The 19,561-nt window shown below is 43.7% G+C and carries 19 protein-coding genes; 2 read left to right on the forward strand and 17 right to left on the reverse strand.

Translation table 11 applies throughout. The features are described 5' to 3' along the window. Position 1: 1 nt before the first annotated feature. Together ACTTHR_RS02995 and ACTTHR_RS03000 are read left to right on the forward strand one after the other, a co-directional pair. Positions 2-1,042, forward strand: coding sequence for an iron ABC transporter permease (locus ACTTHR_RS02995; RefSeq protein WP_304285056.1), 1,041 nt, complete (start codon positions 2-4; stop codon positions 1,040-1,042). Further along, on the forward strand, positions 1,039-2,049 hold the full coding sequence (locus ACTTHR_RS03000) for an ABC transporter ATP-binding protein (protein WP_442605139.1): 1,011 nt from the start codon (positions 1,039-1,041) through the stop codon (positions 2,047-2,049). Before ACTTHR_RS02995 ends, ACTTHR_RS03000 begins: the two co-directional genes overlap by 4 nt. Positions 2,050-2,057: 8 nt before the next feature. Here the strand turns inward: ACTTHR_RS03000 and ACTTHR_RS03005 are convergent, their stop codons facing one another. The 17 genes from ACTTHR_RS03005 to ACTTHR_RS03085 all read right to left on the reverse strand — a co-directional run bounded on the left by ACTTHR_RS03005 (position 2,058) and on the right by ACTTHR_RS03085 (position 19,544). Beyond that, complete coding sequence (locus ACTTHR_RS03005; protein WP_281677113.1) at positions 2,058-2,837, reverse strand: patatin-like phospholipase family protein; 780 nt, start codon at positions 2,835-2,837, stop codon at positions 2,058-2,060. Positions 2,838-2,963: 126 nt separating this feature from the next. Beyond that, positions 2,964-5,336, reverse strand: coding sequence for a TonB-dependent receptor domain-containing protein (locus tag ACTTHR_RS03010; RefSeq protein ID WP_442605140.1), 2,373 nt, complete (start codon positions 5,334-5,336; stop codon positions 2,964-2,966). 270 nt (positions 5,337-5,606) lie between these two features. Continuing rightward, positions 5,607-6,368: a type III-B CRISPR module RAMP protein Cmr6 gene (gene cmr6 / locus ACTTHR_RS03015; RefSeq protein WP_442605141.1), complete on the reverse strand. Its 762-nt coding sequence runs from the start codon at positions 6,366-6,368 to the stop codon at positions 5,607-5,609. Further along, positions 6,365-6,808, reverse strand: a complete 444-nt coding sequence (locus ACTTHR_RS03020; protein WP_442605142.1) for a type III-B CRISPR module-associated protein Cmr5 — start codon at positions 6,806-6,808, stop codon at positions 6,365-6,367. The genes cmr6 and ACTTHR_RS03020 overlap by 4 nt, the downstream gene beginning before the upstream one ends. Before the next feature lie 14 nt (positions 6,809-6,822). Further along, positions 6,823-7,509 (reverse strand): type III-B CRISPR module RAMP protein Cmr4, encoded by a 687-nt coding sequence (gene cmr4 / locus ACTTHR_RS03025; RefSeq protein ID WP_442605143.1) that lies wholly within the window; start codon positions 7,507-7,509, stop codon positions 6,823-6,825. A 12-nt stretch (positions 7,510-7,521) separates the two neighbouring features. Next, positions 7,522-8,685, reverse strand: a complete 1,164-nt coding sequence (gene cmr3 / locus ACTTHR_RS03030) for a type III-B CRISPR module-associated protein Cmr3 (protein WP_442605144.1) — start codon at positions 8,683-8,685, stop codon at positions 7,522-7,524. A 1-nt stretch (position 8,686) separates the two neighbouring features. Then, entirely contained in the window at positions 8,687-9,958 is a 1,272-nt protein-coding gene (gene cas10, locus ACTTHR_RS03035) for a type III-B CRISPR-associated protein Cas10/Cmr2 (protein ID WP_442605199.1), read from the reverse strand. Further along, positions 9,943-10,287, reverse strand: coding sequence for a type III-B CRISPR-associated protein Cas10/Cmr2 (locus ACTTHR_RS03040; RefSeq protein ID WP_442605145.1), 345 nt, complete (start codon positions 10,285-10,287; stop codon positions 9,943-9,945). The genes cas10 and ACTTHR_RS03040 overlap by 16 nt, the downstream gene beginning before the upstream one ends. Beyond that, positions 10,284-11,411: a hypothetical protein gene (locus ACTTHR_RS03045; protein WP_442605146.1), complete on the reverse strand. Its 1,128-nt coding sequence runs from the start codon at positions 11,409-11,411 to the stop codon at positions 10,284-10,286. Before ACTTHR_RS03045 ends, ACTTHR_RS03040 begins: the two co-directional genes overlap by 4 nt. Before the next feature lie 268 nt (positions 11,412-11,679). After that, positions 11,680-13,287: a hypothetical protein gene (locus ACTTHR_RS03050; protein WP_442605147.1), complete on the reverse strand. Its 1,608-nt coding sequence runs from the start codon at positions 13,285-13,287 to the stop codon at positions 11,680-11,682. 544 nt (positions 13,288-13,831) lie between these two features. Beyond that, positions 13,832-14,404 carry an electron transport complex subunit RsxA gene (gene rsxA / locus ACTTHR_RS03055; RefSeq protein WP_004335431.1) on the reverse strand — a complete coding sequence of 191 codons (573 nt, stop codon included), beginning with the start codon at positions 14,402-14,404 and terminating at the stop codon, positions 13,832-13,834. A gap of 31 nt (positions 14,405-14,435) precedes the next feature. Then, entirely contained in the window at positions 14,436-15,026 is a 591-nt protein-coding gene (gene rsxE, locus ACTTHR_RS03060) for an electron transport complex subunit RsxE (RefSeq protein WP_276772526.1), read from the reverse strand. After that, complete coding sequence (locus tag ACTTHR_RS03065; protein ID WP_004335399.1) at positions 15,023-15,748, reverse strand: RnfABCDGE type electron transport complex subunit G; 726 nt, start codon at positions 15,746-15,748, stop codon at positions 15,023-15,025. The genes rsxE and ACTTHR_RS03065 overlap by 4 nt, the downstream gene beginning before the upstream one ends. Beyond that, positions 15,745-16,743, reverse strand: a complete 999-nt coding sequence (locus ACTTHR_RS03070) for an RnfABCDGE type electron transport complex subunit D (RefSeq protein WP_281677116.1) — start codon at positions 16,741-16,743, stop codon at positions 15,745-15,747. Before ACTTHR_RS03070 ends, ACTTHR_RS03065 begins: the two co-directional genes overlap by 4 nt. Before the next feature lie 26 nt (positions 16,744-16,769). After that, positions 16,770-18,101: an electron transport complex subunit RsxC gene (gene rsxC, locus ACTTHR_RS03075; RefSeq protein WP_315075033.1), complete on the reverse strand. Its 1,332-nt coding sequence runs from the start codon at positions 18,099-18,101 to the stop codon at positions 16,770-16,772. 49 nt (positions 18,102-18,150) lie between these two features. Further along, positions 18,151-19,110: a Fe-S cluster domain-containing protein gene (locus ACTTHR_RS03080; RefSeq protein WP_442605148.1), complete on the reverse strand. Its 960-nt coding sequence runs from the start codon at positions 19,108-19,110 to the stop codon at positions 18,151-18,153. A gap of 5 nt (positions 19,111-19,115) precedes the next feature. Further along, entirely contained in the window at positions 19,116-19,544 is a 429-nt protein-coding gene (locus ACTTHR_RS03085) for a SoxR reducing system RseC family protein (RefSeq protein WP_004335415.1), read from the reverse strand. Between the last annotated feature and the right edge of the window lie 17 nt (positions 19,545-19,561).

Below are 19,561 nucleotides of genomic sequence, written 5' to 3' on the forward strand. Positions count from 1 at the left end.
TATGAAACAGCTTGCCTTATCCTCCAAAATCATCCTTCTTGTAGGGGGTATTGTGCTGCTGTTTCTGCTCAATCTCGCTCTAGGCTCGGTCTCCATTCCCCTAAATTCGATTATAAAGATCTGCCTAGAGGGCGACGCATCCGAACCTATTTGGTTCAACATAGTAACGAAATCTCGCATTCCCCAGTCTCTCACGGCCATGATTGCCGGAGCCGGACTCTCTGTTAGCGGTCTACTGATGCAAACGGTCTTTCGCAATCCCCTTGCAGGCCCTTCTGTACTGGGTATTAGCTCGGGAGCAAGCCTTGGGGTTGCCCTTATCGTCCTACTATCGGGTAGCTTAGGCGGGGTAGCCCTTAGTTCTTTAGGTATCTTGGGCGAAGTCGCTGTTACCCTAGGTGCTATACTAGGTTCGTTTACCATTATGATACTCATCGCCTACGTATCACAGAGGGTAAAGGGGAATGTAACGCTCCTCATCATTGGGGTAATGATTGGTTATGTGGTGAATGCCGTGATAGGGGTACTCAAATACTTTAGTGTAGAAGAGGATATCAAAGCTTATGTCTTCTGGGGGTTGGGCAGTTTCTCTCGCATCTCCCCGTCGCAAGTGCCCCTATTTGTCGTGCTGATTCTCGTACTCCTCCTACTTAGCTTTTTACTCATCAAAACGCTCAATCTCATGCTCTTGGGCGAGAGTTATGCACGTAGTTTGGGTTTGAATATCAAGAGAGCACGCCTCCTAGTCATCACCACGTCGGGGGCACTGGTTGCCTTGGTAACGGCCTTCTGTGGACCCATCATCTTCCTCGGATTAGCCGTTCCGCATCTCTGTCGCAGCCTTTTCCAAACCTCAGATCACCGCATACTGGTACCTACATCCATCCTTTTGGGGAGTGCCATTGCCCTTCTGTGCAATCTCATTGCACGACTTCCCGGGTTTGAGGGGGCTCTTCCCATCAATTCGGTAACAGCCCTCATTGGCGCCCCCGTAGTCATATCTGTACTTTTTAGCAAGCATCGCGGAGAAATACGAGAATGAACAAACAGCCAAGTATCACACTAGAGGGGCTTAGCACAGGCTACGAAGGGCGTTGGGGCGAACACATTGTCTCCTCGCAACTCTCGGCTTCGCTCTATCGTGGGGAGCTGACCTGCCTACTTGGCGCAAATGGTGCAGGCAAGTCTACCCTTCTCTATACCTTGGCAGGCTTCTTGCCGAGAAGATCGGGCACAATTACCCTACTTGACAAAGATTTTTCTTTCTACAAACCGAAACAGCTTGCCCAGCTCATAGCCGTAGTACTGACCGAGAAATGCAACCTCCGCAATATGACTGCCTTTGAGATGGTAGCTCTAGGACGAAGCCCCCATACCGGATTTTGGGGCAAACTCATGCCTAGGGATAAAAAGATTGTGGAGGAGTCCATCGAAGCCGTAGGTATAACCCACCTGCGAGATCGCATGGTACAGACGCTCAGCGATGGGGAAAGACAAAAAGTAATGATTGCCAAGGCTATAGCCCAAGAGACCCCTGTTATTTTCTTAGACGAGCCCACCGCCTTTCTCGACTTCCCTGCCAAAGTGGAGGTAATGTATCTTTTGTTTCGTCTTGCGCACACCCTCAAGAAAAGCATATTTTTGAGCACGCACGATCTCGAACTTGCCCTACGTATTGCGGATAAGATATGGACGCTTGACAAAAAAGAAGGCTTAAGAGTAGGCACTCCGGAGGATCTTGCCTTGGATGGTACGTTGAGTAACTTCTTGGCAGGGCGCGGTATCCGATTCGACCTCCAAACGGGATTATTTTCGATCGAAAGGGATACGAAATCCACTATCGCTCTAATCGGCGACGGCCAGCGAGCCTCGATGGTGCAAAAAGCACTCTCTCGCTACAACATAGCCACTCGCCCCTCCTCCGAAGACGAAGTGAGAGGGGAATACATCAAAGTGTGCCCTTCAAAATTTATATATGGCTCTCTCAATCAATCCGAACGAGAGGCAAGCAATATAGAAGCCCTTCTAGAGATTATCCTAGAGAAATAGTAGAAGGATTACTCCGAGGGCAACTGTATGGGGAGGAAGTGCTCCATGCCACTACGCTGTGCCATACGATAGCCAAGCGCCATGATCTCTGCGGCACTACTCACCTCAAACATCCCGAATTTCATTACCTTAAAGGTTTCTAGGAGGAGGTCGCAAGCCTCCTTGTCAATGCGTGTATTCTGACGAAAAACCAACTGCCACGAACGCTCAGCCACCCCCCTAATGGTTTTCTTGTAGCGACGAAATGTTTCGGGGCCTAGGTTTACCCCAATTACCTTGTCGCACTCCTCTCGGATCACCGTCACGGGGAAGTTGCGGAATAGCCCGCCATCGACATAGGAAACCCGATCGATCACGACAGGTTGAAACAGTACAGGGACACTACAAGAGGCCATGATGCGCTCAGCAAGAGCCCCCTCGGAGAAAACATGCTGACAACCATTATCCAAATCGGTAGCCACAATACGCAGCGGGATGGGTAGCTCCTCTATATTCTGGTGATGCAGATAAGTTTTGAGCCTCTCCATGAAGTTTTTCGTTGAGAACATCCCCCCTCGCTTAGGTAATAGAGAGGTCATCCCTCGGAACCCAACAGAAGAAAAAATCTCAAATATCTCCTTGGGGCTGTATCCATCAGCATAAAAAGCCCCCATGATAGCTCCGGCACTTGTACCGGCTATTATATCGGGTTTAAGCCCAATCTCATCCATATATTGGAGCACCCCGAGGTGAGCAAACCCCTTGATACTACCCCCACTGAGAGCTAACCCTATCTTGTAGCGAATCATACTCTTCTTTTTTACTTCCACAAAAGTACATAAGAAAATTGACCACTCCGACCTATTTTCCCCTTTATTATACGCTCTTCGCCATCCCTCAGCTTGGCGTGGGGAAATTATCCCCAGAGCCACTCCCTACCTACTCATACGACTAACCTCACGGTCAAGAGCTCCTCGCCCACGATAATTACTCTTTGTGGTATTAAACCGATAGGAGACGGAAAAAAAGATCTCAGGAGAGTAAAAATTAGATATTAGAAGGCGAGAATACCGAGAAACCATGCGGTAATGTTCGTTTCTAATGGGATCCGAAAGGTATAAATTCGTCGAAAGTTTTCCTCCCAACCATTGCTTACCCAGCTCTAAAGAACTCCGGATCTGGGGTTTCTCGAAGGAAACATTCTCTATATCTCCAAATCCTAGAAGTTCGAAATTAGCCCCAAAAAGGATACCATAGGGTAGAGCAAAATTATTCTTGAGAGCAATATGAAGACATGGCTTAGAAAGAGCTACTCGCTCCTCAAAATCGTAGCGATAAAAACCAAATTGTTTGAGGACTCCAAAAGTATAGGAGGGGCTCCAAAACCCAATCTTAGGAGAGAGGATAAGCATTGCCTGCATCCCATGAAAAGGCTGCTCATTGATTTGAGTGAGAAGCGTAGTAAAGGGGCGATACTTCCCTTCCTCTCGTATATCGGGCATACGAGTTGTAATCTGCTGAATGCTATACTTGAGATACTGATGGGATAGAAGGAATGTAATCCATTTACGATTGAGCGTAAACTCCGTAGCATAGGTGAGCCCAGGGCGAAGGTTGGGCTCTCCCGTTTGGTATTCAAAACGGCTGATATAGCTATAATCCGAACGCAACTGCCAATATTGGGGACGCTCAATGCGAGAGTTAAATGCAAGTTGTACATTCATTCCCCAAAGGCGAGTTGCCAAAGAAAAATTAGGGAAGAGATTGAAATAGCGACGGCTAAGCTCCGGCACTCGCTTACCTTGAGAGGTATAATCGCTCTCTACTCGCTCCAAGCGCAGCCCCAACGAGCACTGTACCTTATCGGCAATAAGCCTAGAGTGCCCTAGATAAAATGCGAATTGCTGCTCTTTGATTTGGGTATTATTACTCGGGAGATTTAGCTCTGCGGCAGCTTGATAAGTATCCCCTCGCTTCGTGCTTGAGTACTCCATCCCCAAAGAACTTGTTCCTCCCCAAAGGGGGCCGCGCACTTCGGAGCGAACACCCCAAGCCTGATTAGTAGCACCTTTCTTACTGACATAGGTATGATCAATTTGGTCGAAGCTCTTCCCCTCTACCACTACTCCCTCTCCCTTATAAGAGGAGCTGTAAAAGTCTCCATCTGCTGATAGCTCCCAAGAGCCTAACTTACGAATATAGTAAGCATTAGCCCGATGTGATAGATGAGGAAAGGTTCGCTGATGATCCCGATTACAAAGCTTCTCCTCCGGCCCACTATTGCGTAGTGAGTACAATTCGGTAGAAAGTACCTCTCGAGACAAAGGTTCCCACGTGCCTTTGTACTTTACCCCTGCACTATTGAGGGCATCCGTATAGCTAAGACCAAGGGAAGACTGAATGCGATGACGATCTTCTTCATAAGTCAAAGTAGATCTATTATGCCACTCATTGCCATCCGCTCTCCCCCAAAAGTCGGCCTTTATATCCTTTACAAAGAAACTATTACGCTGACTCACAGAAGCAAGAATATCCCACTTCCCTGCGCGATAGTTAAGGTCAGCAAGAAGGTAATCCCCCAAAGCTATTTTTTCCTGCTTGCGGAGATAGGTCTCAGCATCCCCTCGTACAATACCGCTAAGCCCACTCCCAGGTTCGCGGCGTACCGTTATGAGAATAACGGCTCGAGACGAAGCTGAGTATCGTGCATCGGGGGTAGTTACAACATCTATCTTCTCAATAAGATGTGGAGATAGACGCTGTAGCTCGGTGGCATCAGTCATCTTACGACCATTGATATAGATGAGGGGAGTACCTCTGCCCAGCACCGTTATACCTTCATTTTGCACTTCTACCATGGGCAGTTGGGCAAGCATACGATAGATATTGGGCAATTGGGCTAATGTTGTGCCCTCAATGGTTGTACTAATCCCTCCATTAACAAGGGTATGTGAGGGACGATGAGCCGTTATGGTTACCTCTTCTAGTTGACTAGTAAGAGGGTGCATACGTAGCTCTATCTCGCTCTCCTTTGCAATCGTATGGTAGACATCCTCCATGCCCATGTAGCTCCCTTTTAGTAAGAGAGGGAGAGAAACTCCCTTACGATCCACCTCAAAGGAGCCATTTGCATCGGAGACGCCGCCATTGATAACGGTAGAGTCTTGCGGCACAAGAAGGCGCATCGTAGCAAATGAGATTGGCACACCATTCTCGTCTAATACCCTCCCTCGTACGCTTTGTGCCGAAGCCAAAGAAACACTTCCTAGTAGCAGGATAGTTATTTGGTAAAACAATCGTCGTCTCATATATATACCCTCTCTATTTCTAGGTTAAAAGATATTTTTTCCGTCTTCTACGGCTCTACACCTTTCTCTACCGAAGTGGAGAATATTTCCTGCCTAGGAGAAGAAAATATTCTGCCCAATTATTCCGCGATTTTCACCCAATTTTCCCTACCAGTTTTGCCTGATTTCTTGATAAAAATCAGCGAGAATTCTCCTCCACTTTTACCTAGAAAGCGGAATAGCACAAAGATATATATTTTCAGCCAAAAAGAAGATTCTTCTGTATTAACACTAGCATTGATATTTTTCTCCTGTAAAATGTCCATATCCCACATTAGTTTTTGCTCCAATCCCAAATGTCAGTATAATCTCCCGAAATAGTTCTTTCTTCACTTCTGCTGTGAAAGTGTCATTATTCCTGAATAGAAAACGGAATTGGTAAGTAACACCGGAATTTATTCTAAGAAAACGTATTGGCTTGGGATCTCTTAATGGATTTTCATGATGCGTAATATAATCTTCTCCAAAGAGAGTGCAACCATCAGTTACGGTGAAAGGATAAGCATCCAGAAAAATATCTTTATCGTAGATAGACTTCCCTTCCCCCTCAAAGCTCTCTCTTATAAACTTTTTCTTGTCCCAACCATTCCACTCTTTTTGTTCATCTCCCTCCTTATATCCGAAGAAATCCCACTCTTCAATAGCAGATCTTAACGCACCCTTTATGGAAGAACCCGGGATAACCGGCAGACCAGAAGTGTAATCAAAATACATCCCAAGGTTGTAAACCTCTAACTCCTCCTTTTCTTGCAGCTCATTCTTAGGATTATTTATCTCGTGGTGATAGCCCACGCCGCACAGCAATCCCGGGTAGCAGGTCGTTAGATCAAAGGTCGTTAGACCCTCAATATTCTCTTTATAGGGAGGAAGAGTGGCTCCCTTTAATTTATCATTCTCCCCTTTATTGAACTTAGAGAAGTTAGTCACAATCCCCTCGCTATTGAGATTTATTGTATCGAAATACTCTTGGTAGTACCAGTGTCCAAAATTCATAATTCACTCCCTTCCTGTTGTTCCATTTCGTCTTTCTTGGGCTCTTCAACAACAAAAGTCCGAAGAGCCAGTTTGAGAGCTATCGCATACTCAAGTATTTTGTGCTCCCAGTCTCTTGTCCTGGACTTTAAATCTTTTACTCTTCCCTCTTCTCCTCCTGTTATAAGTTTGATAATGGCCGTAGGCTCAATGTCCGCAGACTCTGTTTCTCTACTTATAACCTCCTGCATATAGTACAGTGCTTTGAGCCATAGCTTTCGCTCATCTTTGTTGTAAAATATGAGAGTAGGAAGTAGCCCCGACTGGACGATATTAGGACCAAGAGCATTGATATAGCCCTTATGAACTTTATTGAACTTCTCATCCGTACCAACAATACCAACTTGCTTGATAGCCAGCATAGCCTTTGGTATCAAATCTTGTATAGTCTTCGTATTCATCTCTGTCGGGATCTTCAAACTTTAGTAATCTTGCAAAAACCGTAACCAATAGAGCCATTAGCTCCTATTTGGATGAGTTCCTTTTGGATTATCTCATCGAACTCCTTAAAGATCTCTTCATTATCGTAGGATACAAAGAAGACAAATCGACTCTCAGCAGGTACGACCTCTTCGTACCATAGATTCTCACTCTTTCCATCTTCCAATTTGTTGCGAGCTATGACTGGGAGATGTTCGAGGTGAGTATAGAGTTGGTCATCTTCCTCTAAGTTGAAAGACTCGCTCTGGATGTAGTTTTCTACACTGAGATGTTTTGCCAAGTCTTCCATTGGTCTTTTTAATCCATTGTTTGTTTTAAGGATGTAAGTAGTGCCGTTATCGAGGCTCTGAACAGGATATGCCAGTAAGTTGGCTTGGAAAAAAGTGAAGTTGCCAACGCTATATTCTTTTTCATTCTTCTTGTTTTCGTTCTCCCCATCTCTGCTCATATCAGAACCAAACACATGGTCAATGTAGGCAAATTTACGACTCGTAAAGAAGTGCCTCAAAGCCCCTTTGAGGCTGGAGGAGTAGATGCAGGGTACCCCTGTGGTCACATCTCGTTGCACACATTTGTCCACCACTTCGTAGGTGGCATCTCCCTTACCCACATGCATATTGGTAAGGCAACGAATCATGTAAGCTACTGTTTTCAATTTCATATTGAGTTTCTTTTATTTTTCTGATGAACTTGGATTGAACATTGCGGCATGATTATAGCCGACGGTATAAAAGCTAGATACATTCTTAAGGTGGTTGCAGAATTGCTTCGCTTGCTCTTCTCTTTCAAAGTAAAACACAGAGCCTCTAGCGTATAGCTCCTGTTGCAGACTTAGGGCAGTTGCAGATTCCTCGAGGTACTGTTTTTGCCTCTTTCTCTCCTTATTGTAGAAATTTTGAGTCCCGACATGAGTGAGCAAACAGGCAAAGTCTTTCACTTCTGTACTTGCGAATTTCACGTCGCTAAGATGATCAGGCTCAATCACAGCATCAGATAGGAGTACTACGGTATAGTATTTCTTATCGCTCGTAAAAGGGGTACTTTTGAAGGCAAAGGTGTGAGTCTCCTCGCTTACCTCCAGAAGGAAAGGTTGTCGCTCTCCTCCGAGGTAGACGATTCTCTTATCCAACTTCGATAGCTCTATTTCTTTTTCGTCCTTTTTCTCTAGAAGAACCGCGAAGCAGAAGTTGTGCTCACGTAGAGGTGGTTGCTTGCACTCCCCATTTTCTTCTCTCTCTACCTCCCGGAAATTATTAAATCGGTAGTACCTCTGACGAAAGAAAGAATCATCTTTCGTTGCTCCTTTATAATCTTTGCGTATTCCAATACGCTCATCTTTTATAAAGAAGTCTTCTTCGCTAAGTCGTGTATTATTCGTGGACGATAGCCAGCAAGATGTCATTCCCCTCTTGGCTTCGTATCCGTCAAAGATAGGAGGGTATCCACCTTCACATGAGAGGTGCAAGAGCTCGTATGTTTCGTCCCCCTTTTGAAACCGTCTGCCCACAGGCAGAAAGTATTCTTTTGTCTCGTTATCTATGATAAAGATAGGAGAGATCGATTCGATAACACCAAACTGTAAGTCCTCAACGATTGGATTAAAGCTCTGTTTACCAATCAATTTTGCAGCTTTCTCTTTGTCTTGTATTTTATTATTCTTGAAGACTTCCTCTCCTGCTATTTGCAATACTTGATAGCGCAAAAGCCCCAACAAGGCAGTTTGCTGAGGAAAGAAGGAGGAGTACACAACGTAATTCACATTATCATCGCCAAAGGTTTTCTTCTGCCCAAAGAAAAACTTATCCAATGGAGTAAGTTTAATGAGATAGGTAGCCATATTATTTCTCTGTTTTAGCAGTTACAAATTGACAATAACGCAAGATTCCATGCAAAAGTTTCTTCTCAGAGAGCTTGTTGGGAACATCTTCGGAGAGGTGCATAGAGTAGATAAAGTCCTTGAGGTGGTCGAAAAACTCTTTGTTCTTTTTGTGAATCTCTTCATCGAAAAAGTTATCAAAGACAGCATTGATACGCTCTTGAGATTGCGTAACCTCATCAATGAAAAGTATCTCATACATCTCTTCTATCCAGTAGATAAGACTATTGAGCATATTCCCATCGCCTTTGAAATCTCGTATAAGGAGAATAATCTTTTCGTACAAACATCCTTTTCGCTTTGCTTCATCGGTACTATGCTTACGCGGCAGCAGGCACTCTATCTTCTGTCCACTGTGTCTCTGTATAGATATAGCTACGGCATCTCTCGTTGCACCTTTTGCTTTCTTCAACATACTATCGGCTATGTCTATTGCCTCAGACATTGGACTCTTGTAGTAAAAAATACTTACGCCGTAAGACATGGAAAGACCTATACCTATCTTCTTTTGGATAAATAAGTCATCTATCTTCTTGATAAGATGGAATACATCCTTCTCAATATTACCCCCCAATACAGGAGTAAAGAGAAAGAGATCATCTCCTCCGATATAGACAGGTATAGCCTCCGGCTCCTTCAACTCTTTGGCTACCCCAACAGAGAAGTCCGAGAATGACTTTGTAAATCTGCTTAGCTTGTTTTTCTTTTCTCTGTCTTCTTCTATTTCCTCTTCCTTGTCTACTTTGAGAGTTTTAATGTACGTTCCAAAGCGATCTCCATCCGCCTTTATAACTGCTAGATACTTGTAACAATTACGAAAACCAGGCTTTGAGGTTAACTGGGTGTACTCTACCTCGCCCTTTTCATCCTTGGGTGGTTCTTTTTCCCATCCTAACACAGCTATCTCCGATGTGCTTGGAAAGGCTCTCTTAGTTGAATAAGCCTTTAAGAATGGATTATTGGTAGCCTCGATAAAAAGCTCCATATAATCCTCGTCAATCTGTATGGAGGCTCTCTTGAATAACTCCTGTGTGTCTAAGTAGTTGTTGAGTTGCTCCAAAATTCCACAATCGGAGTCGAGCTCTACAGTTATGCAGGAAATAGAAAGGTAATTCTTTAAGTACTCGCAAATATACTCCTCGTCCTTCGAAGCAGCATCGCTATACCGACTTTCTATTTCTTCAAGCTCTCTCTTCCGCTTTTGGTTACTTTCCTTTTTTATCTTTTGTTCAATGTCTTTTTTTCATTCTGAAAGGCCTCCTTGAAATTGCCGGCAAGATCGCCGAAGATTTTCCCTTTTACCTCTTCAAATTTCTTCTCTTTAAGCTCTCCTTTGGCAAAAAGCCCATCGGGATATAACCCCACCTTTTCAGAAATCTCTCCCAAAACATCTTTGCCAACTAGAGCTGGAGAAAGAACTTCAAAGCCCCCTTTGGACAATTCTGTGAGCAAATTCTGCATTATCCAGGAAAAGAGGTAGCTCGCTGTCCAAAAGGACTTCACGCTTCGAGCCTTGTCTAAGGTTTTACCTATCGGTCCAATGGTTATTGCGGTATATATCATAATAGTTTTTTCACATCTATCAATTCTTCATCTTTAATGAAACCCAGGAAATCAGAAAGATCAAAATCCTTGGGTGTATGTATAGTTTGCTTATTTGCAGAATCAGATGAAAATGTAAACTCTGCATCAAACATTTCATAAGGAATCTCCGACAATATTATATAAACAACCCCTCCAATAGGCTTGTAGGTTATTGGAGAGGCGAAACGCTTTATGTTATCATGAGATACCCTAATTAGCTTTTTATTGGGGAACTCAAAATGTTCGTGCAATCCCAATAAAGCTCGAATATAGCGCACGGAAAAATTTTGTCTAATACCGCCTTGCTTCTGTCGGAAATCAATAATCTTTAATTCCAATATTTTTTCCCACTCTATTCCTTTTGCCAGAAAGTAACGTCTTAGTTCTGAGATTGTCTTCCTTTTCCCAGTCTTAATCTTCCTATGAAAATTCACAATCTGTCTAAATTGAAAACTGAGATTATCACTTTTGCTTTTTAAACAAAATAGAACTCCAATATCTATCATCTTCTGGGATATATATTTCTGAGAGTCACCAATCCTTATTCCTGATATTGAAGATATGGTATAGCTTCCAAAACCCTTTGTTTGCCTCATTCCAAAGTTATGTAGCAAAAAAAAGTCTTCTAAATGAGATTTTATTTTGTCACACAGATCCTGGTATTTAGAAAATATCTCTCCTTCTATATTTTCTTTGCATCGTATTGCTAATCTCAACTCAGAACCCTTTTTCTCTCCATTCTTCAACTTCTCTTCATTAGCAAAAAAAGGAGATGGAGACAATATCTTGATATCTTTTAGCTCTTCTCTTTTTTTATAAAGTTCTCCTTTCCTATTTTCATTGATATTATGTGCAGGAAGATAATGCTCCACTAGAGTGCTTTCCTTTAAGCTAAAACTAAGTTTGTAGTTCAATGCTTCTTGTCCGGGAATCCTCCACTTCTCAATCAGACTAGTATCAAGGTCTTCTTTTTCAAACTGCTTCATTAAATACCTATCCAACTTAGGTTTTACCTCTGATGCTCGAAGCGTCGCTCCCATATCCTTGGCCTGAAAGTGAATAATTGGAGTATGCTGAATAAGTTCAAATATTAGTCTTTGCATATCTCTTTTCTCTATTTCTCTTCACACTTTCCTCTATACAATTTCACAAGCTCTTCATTAGACTTAAGTACAGATTCCATTACCTTCTTCAAAATAGAATGAGTATCTTGGTTTACTGCCTGACGAAAATTTTCGATCTTCTCCTTATGCTCTAGCTCTTTTTTTCGGATCTTCAGTTTCACACATCTATCAATCACAACAATTAAGACAAAAGCTACTGCCAAAACCACAACACAACAAAATATGCAACAAACAACTTCCATAGGTTTCACTTTTTATGAATTAAATAATATCGAATAGGGACAAATAAGCACAAAGCCATAACAAGGAGTGTTACAAGATCTCCTGCAACCCATTGAGTAGACGATGCATTATCAAAGAGTTTAGAAAAGATCCCTCCTTTTGCAAAAGTGTTTATTCCCAAAACTCCTGTCCATAACCCCAAAGGTAGATACAGACTGGCAATTCTATTGAGTTTACTCTGTTCATCTATATCCAAATAGCTAAATAGTTCTTTCATTTCTCCTTCCAAGCCCTTAGTATCACGCTCAATATTCATGTTCTTTTGAAACATCTCATACATCTCCATTCCTTGTATCTGCGATGTAACCTCTCGAAAATAAAGTTCATTCAAAAAACGAATATAGTTTCCATAAAGCTCTTTGATATTAGTGCCGACTTTTCTCTTTCCCCTACGAATCTGACTTGTGAGATAAGATATCTCACCACTAAATCTCAGAACAGAAGCACGCTGAACTAAACATAAAATAGCCATCTGATAGTACATGCTCATAAAATGCTTTTCTAGTAGCTCCCAACTTGTCACATATACAGCAGAGTCTCTCGTAATGCCAATCAGAGTCCCATTTTCTACCCACCTTGCATAAGAGCTTCTTCTTATTTCTTCTAACTGCATCTGTTCGTTTTCCACCCCCCTAAAGAGTCCATCTCCAAATAAATAGCGATACCAAAAATCCTTCTTTTTTCCAACTTCATATGCATATCCCATCCCTGGCGAAGAGCCTAGCTTGGATCGTATTTTCTCTCTTTTTGAAAAATACTTTTTATCTTCTTTCAGGCTATTGACTAAATCTTTATTCTGGAAATAACTCAAAAAATACATTCTATCATCCATAACTGGAGATATTCTAATTCGCCCAGAGTCTTCATCTCGATCCCTAAAGACAAACTTACACCAGCTATCTCCGAGCCTGTCTGTTGGCTTATAACCAAAGACTTGACGAATATGATCTGGAGGTAGAAATATATCAGTATGATCTATAGACTGCTCAAATTGGCTGAAATCATCATGAAAACAAATATCTCCAATACTGCCGGAAATAGAATTTGCCAAGAAGCTTGATTTTGCCCCTAACCTATTATCCGAAGTCATAAACTGAGGATAGAGACGACGGCCAAAGTCATTTATATATAGAATATCCTCCTCATCAACATATTCATCATTGTAAAGAGAGAAAGAAATAACACCGACACCTGTATTAAAAGCATGAAGGGAGATACTTTCAAGTTTCAGCTCATAAGTCTTAGACAAAGAGCCTGTATTTATGTCTATGCAGTAGCGTCCCCCTTCTACATCTAGTTCATAAAAATAGATTGATCTATTTTCTTTGGTTCCATAGAGGGCTTTTCGAGCAAATGAATGAAAATAAACATACTCACTATAATGCTCTGCAGAAGCCCCTATTTCAAAGTAACGTCGCTTCAATGGGCTTACTTTTGTAAACAGCCTATCAAAGGCATCCAAATCAGTTCGTCTAGCATACGGAATACTTTCTTTTTTACTAGAAGAAGAGTCTATATAATCCCACTGAAAAGGGAAGATGAAAACATGCCTACTATGATCAATATTTTCCATAAAACAAAAAGAAAAATCAATTTATCCGATACGAAATCTCTATAATCTTTACCTGATTTTCGATAAATATCAGCTAACATTCCCATCTACTCTTACCTGGAGGAGGGAATAGCACAAAGATATACATTTCTTATATATCAGCCTGCCAATATGAATATATTCCGCGAGAGGTTTGATTCCTACGAATCTCTCTAGAGAGGCTGGGGATGCCACAAACATACTGCTGGCAATAGCTACTTATAAGATCAAAAGAGCGATCGATGAAAGCTCTTTTAGAGGTAATCGAAATTATAAGACGGATGAGATTCAATAATGACCTCTCGCTTAAAGATGCTTTTTAAGGGACGACTACTTATGATACATTAACAAGAAAGAAAGGGCAATTCATCCCAAGCTAGGAGGGGGAGATCCTAGTTCTCATAGGGTAACTTCTCCAAAGTTCCTAAAAAAGAAGCGGTGCTGCTCCCCTGCTAGATGGGGAACAACACCGCTCCATTCTCTTTCAAATTCAGTTGTTTACCGAATCTCCTGAATCGGCTAGCAATTAAGCGATACCACTGAATCCCATGAAAGCCATAGCCAAAATACTGGCACTAATCATGGCAATAGGGATATTCTTCATAGCCTTGGGGAGATTGGCTTTTGATACTTGGTCACGAATTCCTGCAAAGACTACCATTGCCAAGAAGAAGCCCAAACCTGTAGAAATAGCGTAAATCAAACTCTCTAGGAAGGTAAATTCTTTCTGAATTACAAGGATAGCCACCCCTAGTACACAGCAGTTAGTAGTGATAAGAGGGAGGAACACACCCAACGCTTGATAAAGTGGAGGAGAAACCTTCTTAAGCACCATCTCCAACATCTGTACAAGCGAAGCGATTACCAAGATGAATGCAATTGTTTGCAAGAACTCAAGTTGATAGGGAACCAATACAAACTGATTGATGAGGAAAGTTACCATCGTACTAATAGCAAGCACGAACGTAACGGCAGCACCCATCCCGGCAGCTGTATCAATCTTCTTAGATACCCCAAAGAAAGGGCAGATCCCTAAGAACTGCGACAATACGACGTTATTGACGAAAATTGCCGCGATTATAATCATTATATAGTGCATAACACAATCGTATTAAGGGTTCTACAAATCATCAAGACTTCTTCGTGATTACGTTGAAGAGAGCAATAAGACAGCCCAATACCATGAAGGCTCCCGGAGGAAGGATAAAGAGCAATGCTCCATACGAATCGGGGTAAATGAGCTGCTCAAATACCTTACCCGAACCGATGAACTCACGTACCGAACCTAGAATGGTCAGCGACATAGTAAAACCAAGGCCAATGCTCACTCCGTCGAGGATAGAGAGCACGGGGTTTTGCTTAGAAGCTACCGACTCTGCACGACCCAATACGATACAGTTTACCACAATAAGAGGGATAAAGATACCCAAGCTATTGTTTAGGTCGGGGAGGAAAGCCTGGATGAGAAGTTGCAACACCGTTACGAAACCGGCGATCACCACAATAAAAGCGGGGATACGCACAGCATCCGGGATCAACTTCTTCAGAAGCGAGATAACCAAATTCGAGCAGATAAGCACGAAGGTTGTAGCAAGCCCCATCATAAGACCATTCTTGCCCGATGTGGTTGTTGCCAGCGTAGGACACATACCAAGGAGAAGTACAAAAGTAGGATTCTCCTTGATGAATCCATTAGTAAGCGTCTTTACGTATTGATTCATTTGTTATCTCCTTTCTCGGCAGGAGCCGCATTATCTTCAGTAGAGGGGGTTTCTGCTGCAGTGGAAGCCTCGTCTTGAGGTACATCTGCAGAAGCATCCGTAGCTTCAGCACCGGCAGGTGCACTACCGACAGCCTCTAAATAATATTTATAAGCACGATTAACAGCATCGAGGAAGGCACGACTTGTAATGGTAGAAGCCGTAATGGCATCCACCTTACCGCCATCTTTCGCAACCACTAGCGTACCATTCTCAGCAGCCATATCCACACCTTTCATATTTTGGATATTACCACCTTTGGAGTCGGCATGGAACCATTCGTCCATCTTGGCTCCGAGTCCTGGAGTTTCACCATGCTTGAGTACTGAGAAGTCACAGATAACGCCCTTGGCATCGAAACCTACCATAAGGTCGATACGACCACCAAAACCATTTTTGGTAAAGGTCTCTACGGCATAACCAACAGCTTCGCCAGCCTTCTTTGCCACGTACACCTTCACAACGTCTTTCTCACCCTCTTTGAACTCTTGTACCTCATCAAGGGGATTGTTGTCGAACTCGGGTACAACCTTTTCGATGGCAGCAATCTTGTTACTAAGCTCTGTTTTGGCAATAGGCTCATCAGTAACCGACTTCATAACTCCTAGGATAGCCCCCACAAGCAAGCAAATGAGGGTAAGCGATAGGAGCATATTGGGGAATGTAGATGCAAGCTTTTTCATTTCGTAGCCTCCTTCTTTATCTTTTCTCCAAAGTGTTTAGGTTTCGCATAGAGGTTAATGATGGGCGTAAAGGCATTCATAATAAGAATGGCAAACGACATCCCCTCCGGATAGGCTCCCCATGTACGGATAATCACAGTTAGCAACCCAATACAGCAACCATAGATGAGTTGACCACGATGCGTAATGGGAGAAGAAACATAGTCCGTAGCCATAAAGATGGCACCAAGCATAAGACCTCCGGTCGTTAGGTGCTGGATAGGATCAGGATAAACTTCGGGATTAATGAGCCAAAGAATACCACCAAAAACAATTACCGAGAGGAAGATCGAAATAGGAGTATGCCAAGTAATAATCTTACGGCAAAGCATATACACAAGGCCGATAAGCAATGCTATGGCAGAAATCTCTCCCATCGAACCCGGGTTTAGCCCAAGGAAAAGATCGAGATGAGAGGGAAGTTGCTCAAGGGCACTCGTATCGCCGTGAATTGCCTGCTTCATAAGAGACAAAGGCGTAGCCATCGTCTCCCCATCCACCATTGCAGTGAGCTTATTGGCAACAGGCCAAGTAGTCATCTGTGCAGGGAACGAAATAAGGAGGAATACACGTCCTACCAATGCAGGGTTAAAGACATTATTCCCAAGCCCCCCGAATGCCATCTTGCCAATAGCAATGGCAACGAAAGCGCCAAATACTACAATCCACCAAGGGAGCTCCGCAGGGAGGTTAAACGCAAGGAGTACCGCCGTGAGGATAGCAGAGCCATCCAAAATATAATTCTCGCGGCGGAGCATAAAACGGGTAATAAACCACTCAGTTAGGCAGCACGTAACGACACATATAGCCGTTACCAAAAGAGCATGCCAACCGAATTGATACACCGAGAAGAGGAACGCCGGGATAAGTGCGATAAGCACCCCGTACATATTCTTGCTGATGCTATCCCCACTATGGATATGAGGGGAAGGCGTTATGATTAATTTATTTTCCATCACTCTTGAATCACTGTATGAGGTTCTTATTGTTTACGCGAACGCATGATGCCCATTACCGTCTGCTTACCGATACGGATGTGATCTAAGAGAGGACGATCTGCCGGGCAGGTGAAGCTACACGAACCGCATTCGATACAGTCCGCCACATTCATCTTCTCACAGTTATCCCAATTCTTAGCCACGGTATCACGCATAATAAAGGCAGGGTTAAGCCCCATAGGACATACGCTCACACACTTACCACAACGGATACAATCACGCATAGGACGGCGAGTAGACTCCTTACGATTGAGGAGGAGCAAACCACTAGAGCCCTTAGCTACAGGCACTTCCGTATTAACGAGAGCACGTCCCATCATAGGACCCCCTCCAATTACCTTACCGGTATCCTCGGGCATACCGCCGGCATGATTGATAAGGTCAATCATAGGAGTACCAATGCGTACAAGGAGGTTAGAGGGCTTCTGAAGCATCTTACCCGTAACTGTTACTACGCGCTCAAGAAGAGGTTTATTCTTCTGTACAGCCTCGTAAACAGCATATACCGTACCTACATTTTGTACTACAGCACCCGTAGAGATAGGTAGAGCGCCACTTGCTACTTGGCGACGAATTACAGCATCGATAAGTTGCTTTTCACCACCTTGTGGATAACGCTTCTTGAGAGGAACGATCTCAATACCCGAGAAAGAGGCTGCCGCCTTCTCCATTATGCTGATAGCTTCGGGCTTATTAACTTCGATACCTATCTTAGTTTCGGTTACCCCAATCGCCTTCATAATGATGGAACATCCCACCATAATTTCTTCGGCGTGCTCACGCATCAAAGCGTCGTCGCTCGTAAGGTAAGGCTCGCACTCTACGGCATTGATGATAAGTACAGTAGCCTTTTGCCCCGGAGGAGGAGAGAGCTTCACATGAGTTGGGAAGGTAGCCCCCCCCATCCCTACGATGCCCATCTCGGCAATCTTATCTACAATTTCTTTAGCAGAAAGAGCACACTCACGCTTAATATCCGGCGTGCGGTCTATAGACTCTTCCCACTCATCTTCTATTACATCTATAAAGATGGCCGGCTTCTTATACCCACTTGCATCATAGATAGCATCTATCTTTGCTACCTTGCCAGATACAGAAGAATGGATATTAGCAGAAACAAAGCCTCCTGCTTTTGCTATAAGGGTACCCACCTTTACTAGGTCACCCTTGGCAACTACTGCCTGTGCAGGAGCACCAATATGCTGCCCCAAAGGAATCACAGCCTGCTTAGGCAAGGGCAATACCTCTATGGGACGCCCGGCCGACAACTTACTTTCGGGAGGATGGATACCTCCGATACGAAAAGTCCTCTGCATAGTATCTATAAATGATCGATGTATTTCCTTCTAATAAATTACGTATGTGTTACGCATTAGCTCGTGGAGCTTCACTCTGAGGGGCAGTAGGCTGAGCCACAACCTTAGGAGCCTCACTAGCGGGGGCTTCTGCAGCTTGCTCTGGTTTAGGAGCAGCGGGCTTAGCAACCTCTTCCTTTGGAGCTTCGGGTTTGCGAGGAGGGAAATTCTCCTCATGGATGGCGTGGGTAGGACATACAGCCACACACTTACGGCACAAACGACACTTCGTGTGGTCTATATATGCTAGGTTGTTTTCTACGGTAATAGCACCAAATTGACACTCCTTAGCACACTTACCACAGCCAATACAAGCATTCTTACAAGCCTTCATGGCCACGCCACCCTTGTCTTTATTGACACAAGAGACAAAGATGCGACGGTTCTTGGGTCCCTTCTTGCGCAGCTCAATAATGGTCTTAGGACACGCCTTCACACAGGCTCCGCACGAAGTACACTTGTCTTGATCCACAACGGGCAACCCTGTAGTAGCATCCATATGCAACGCATCGAATCCACAAGAGTCTGCACAATCGCCTAGCCCAAGGCAACCAAAAGAACACCCTGTTTCACCAGCATAGAGCACAGAAGCTATTTTACAACTTCTGGCACCCTGATACTCATTTACTTTAGGGCGGGCATCGCAAGTACCATTACAACGAACTACAGCAACCAAGGGATCGGATGCTACACTTGCCATACCCAAAATCTCAGCCACCTTGCTCATCACAGGGGCTCCTCCTACGGGACAAAAGAGACCATCAAGCGAATCTGCTCCTGCGCACGCCGATGCGAAGCCGCCACATCCGGGATACCCACAACCGCCACAATTGGCCTGAGGTAACACCTCTGCCACTGCACCAATACGAGGATCCTCTTGTACTTCGAACTTCTTCGACACAACATAAAGTAGCAATGCACTGATAATCGCAATTGCTCCCAGTACAATAACTGTAAGAGTTAGTATCATATCGTTTAGTTAGATTGGATTTTCTCTATATAGAAGACAAACTTTTTGCTCAGCGACTTGCGGAAGAATGAAAGGATAAGATAGTACACTCCCACTCCCCCCAAGGTGCAAAGAGCTGCATAAAGATCGCTGAGGTGCAAAACATGCACAGCAAGCAATGCAACAACGAGCAACAACACTAGAGGCACTACGAAGCTGATCACCACAGCCGTATTACCCATAGCATAACGACCTTTGAGTAACACCGGCTCCCCTATTTTATACTCTCCCATCGGGCGATATATGGTAATAGGGCGCTCCTTATGGTCCGCAGCAGTGCAAGCTTTGGCGGCATGGCACCCACTACACGCACTTGATTGCGTGATAGTAACTACCACTCTATCAGCATATACGGCACTAACTACAGCTCTATGCTCCAGTACACTACTCTCCATACTAAATGTTTATCGCA

This window comes from Porphyromonas endodontalis, assembly GCF_052173515.1.
In the GTDB taxonomy this organism is placed as follows: domain Bacteria; phylum Bacteroidota; class Bacteroidia; order Bacteroidales; family Porphyromonadaceae; genus Porphyromonas; species Porphyromonas endodontalis_A.